Source organism: Hyphomicrobium sp., from assembly GCF_020852195.1.
Classification (GTDB): Bacteria; Pseudomonadota; Alphaproteobacteria; order Rhizobiales; family Hyphomicrobiaceae; genus Hyphomicrobium_C.
The window spans coordinates 1-3096 of sequence record NZ_JADZBI010000232.1 but is presented as its reverse complement, the minus strand read 5'-3'; the positions used below and the strand labels follow the sequence as shown (position 1 = coordinate 3096).

The window sequence follows — 3096 nt, the reverse complement described above, 5'->3', positions numbered from 1 at the left end:
GCAGCCGCATGAACAGGAATGAACCCGCCACCTTGAAGCGGATGTCGCGGACCGCGGTGGTCTTCCCGGGATTCTCGACCGCGTCGATCGCCGCGCGCTCCAGATCCCACCAGAACGACTTGATGGCCGGGTTAGCGGCGCGCCACTTCGTCTTGATGTCTTCGGCGAGCGAATCTTCCACCTTCACGAGGTAGACAACCGCCATGCTCTGGAATGCGCCCAAGCCGCCTTGGTACCCGCAAGCGAGTTCGGACACTTTGCCGATGAGCCGCTGCGGCTTCGTCACCTCCTGGTGCGGCACGCCGTAGATGCGGCTAGCCATCAGCTTGTAGAGGTCCGGCCCTGTGCCGGCGTCGTAGGCGCGGAACGCGTCGAGCTTCCAGCTTTCGCCGGCGAGCCACGCGAGCACGCGCCCCTCGATATTCGCGTAGTCGGCCGCGACGATCTTCTTGCCCGGCGGCGCCGCCACCATGCCGCGGATACAGTCGCCGACGACGGACAGCGGTTCGCCGTAGAGCGCCTCGACGAGGTCGGCATCACCGGCCATCAGCACCGCGATCGCGGTGTCTGTGTCCTCGATCTGGGGGCGCTTTAGGTTCTGGGGCTGAAAGCGGCGCCCGGCCCAGCGGCCCGTGCCGGCGGCGTGGAACTGGAGCAGCCCCTTCGCGCGGCCGTCGGCCCCCATGCCCCGCATCAGCGCGTCGATCTTGGCTACGGACGCCTTGGCCGCTTCCCGGCGCAGTTCCAGCGCGGTGCGGACGGGCGCAGGCAGGTCGGTCGCGAGCAACTCCTCGAGGACGTCCTTCGCGATGGATTCGGTCTCGACGCCGAAGGTCCGCACCCACGCGATCAGCTGACCGACATTGCTGCACGCGCCGACGGCGCCTTCGGTGACGGCGCGCATCGCTTCGTCGAGCTTGTCGGCGGTCGTGGCGACGACGGCCTTTGCGGCGTTGCACAGCGCAACATCGACGTGGACGCCGCGGTCGTTGATGACCTGGTCGAGGTGCCAGAGGTCGAGTTCGGATTCTTTGAGCGGGCGAAGCCGTTTTGCCAGTTCACGCTCGACCTCGACGTCGGTCATGCAATACGCGATGAGCCGATTAAGCTTTGCGTCGTCCGTCCACCAAATCGGCTTGTCGGCCTCTACGCGCCGTGGCCGCGCCATCTGGAGCATCAGGCGATGCCCGGCGGCGTCCTTGCGGAGGTCGATGCCGGCGGCCGGCGCCGCGTCTTCCAGCGCGCCGGGAAGGGCCATCGCGTAGGCCATGACCATCGTGCAGCGCCACTGGGCGACGCTCGGCTCGGGCCAGCCGTACCGCTTGGCGAGGATGTGGTGCCAGATGACGCGCTCGAACGCTGCGTTGTGGGCGTAGACCAGCCCACCGTCGATGACGTGGTCGAAGATCGCGTCGGGACAGGGCGCGCCGGGCCGCCACGTCTCGACCGGGCCGTCGTCGAAGGCGTAGCAGGCGCACCAGAGGTCGGTCGTCGGGTGCTCGGCGTAGACGTATGCGCCGGTTTTCTTGATGTCGACGGTTGAGCGGGTTTCGAAGTCAATGTGGAGGATCACAGCGCGAGCGCCTCCTCGATCTCTGCGGGAAGGAGGTTCAGGCGCTTCCGGATGATGCCGCAGTACGCTTCGCTGAGTTCGATCAGAATGGCGTTCCGACCGAGTTCCTGCGCGACGAGGCCCGTGGTTCCGGCGCCGCCAAACGGGTCGAGCACCGTGCCGCCAACGGGGCAGCCGGCGAGAATCATCGGGCGGATGAGGTCAGGCGGGAACGTCGCGAAATGGGCGCCCGAGAAGGGCTTGGTCGAAAGGCTCCAGACCGAGCGGCGGTTTCGCTTTTCCTGCCCGGCTAGCGTCTTGAGAATCTCGGCAGGGCGGCGGGAGCGCGACCGCTGGCCGACCAGCCCGCTCTCATACATTTCCTGCTTGAAGCCGCCGGTCTGCGAGTTGAGCGTCTCCTGCGCGTAGCGCGCCTTCGACGTCTCAGCGATTGGCTCCTTGATTGCCTCCTGATCGTAGAAATACCGCTCCGCCTTCGAGAGCAGGTAGACCATCTCGTGTGCGGGCGTGGTGCGATCACGCACCGAGATCGGCATCGGGTTCGGCTTGTGCCAAATGATCTCGTCGCGGACCCACCAGCCGTCTTCCTGGAGCGCGATCGCGATGCGCGCCGGGAGGAGCATCCGGTCCTTGGGCTTCAGCACGCCGCCGGCTACGATGCGGCCGTTCGGTAGAGCTTCACCGCCGTTGCCAGCGCCTTTGTTCTCGCCCCGCGGCCCGCCGCCTTTAGCGCCACCCGCCGGGTCGTAGATGGGACCGACCGTCGAGATCGGCTTGTCGCGGAATGTCCGATCGTCATTGCCGAGCACCTTGGTGTCGGCGGCGCTTCGACCGTTGGGCGCGCACGCGTAGGCGTCGCCGTAGTTCAGCCAGACGGTGCCGTCCTTGCGGAGCACCCGCCGCACCTCGCGGAACACCCCGACGAGGGCGTCGATGTGCTGGCCGAGCGATTGCTCAAGACCGATCTGGCCCGCCACGCCGTAGTCCCGCAGCCCCCAGTATGGCGGAGAGGTGACGACGCAATGCACGCTCTCCGACGGCAAGGTCCGGAGCATCGCGAGCGCGTCGCCGTTAAGGAGCCGGATCACCCCGCCCACCCCGTGTGCTCGACGCCGGGGTAGTAGAGGACCGGCTTGCCGGCGGCGCGGAACGCCTCGATCTCGTGGCGGAGCCCGACGCTCTCGCGCCAGGTTTCCATCTGCACGACGATCAGGCCGTGCGCCGCGCGCATCATCGGCGCGTCGGCGGGCAGCCAGATTTTGTGGTCGAGTGGGTCGATGCCGCCGTGGACGGCGACCGGGTGCGAATGCGTGATCGGCGAGAACACCGGCACGCCGCGGCGGATGAACTCGGCCGTGATCCGGCAGGTCACCTTGAAGGCGAGGTCGATGCCGCCGGGGTACTTCGAGTAGGGCGTGCCGACGTACCAGAAGCCGTCGGTGCGGAGATCGTGGTCGGCGACCCAGGCGTCCATGCGGGCGTCAAACATGGCCGCTCCACCCCGCCGCCGGGTTCTCGCCCTT

General features: G+C 67.5%; 3 protein-coding genes. All 3 read right to left on the bottom strand.

Features of this window, described 5'->3' with window-relative positions; all coding sequences use genetic code 11:
* On the bottom strand, positions 1 to 1573 hold a 1573-nt coding region (locus IT540_RS19055; protein ID WP_291181381.1), incomplete at its 3' end, for a DNA polymerase.
* Positions 1570 to 2661, bottom strand: coding sequence for a site-specific DNA-methyltransferase (locus tag IT540_RS19050; RefSeq protein WP_291181379.1), 1092 nt, complete (start codon positions 2659 to 2661; stop codon positions 1570 to 1572). The genes IT540_RS19055 and IT540_RS19050, both read right to left, overlap by 4 nt.
* Positions 2658 to 3062 carry a DUF1937 family protein gene (locus tag IT540_RS19045; protein ID WP_291181377.1) on the bottom strand — a complete coding sequence of 135 codons (405 nt, stop codon included), beginning with the start codon at positions 3060 to 3062 and terminating at the stop codon, positions 2658 to 2660. Before IT540_RS19045 ends, IT540_RS19050 begins: the two co-directional genes overlap by 4 nt.
* Positions 3063 to 3096 lie beyond the last annotated feature (34 nt).

Excerpts from the sequence above, each read along its gene's own strand:
- IT540_RS19045 (WP_291181377.1), bottom strand. The coding sequence starts at position 3,062 with ATGTTTGACGCCCGCATGGACGCCTGGGTCGCCGACCACGATCTCCGC.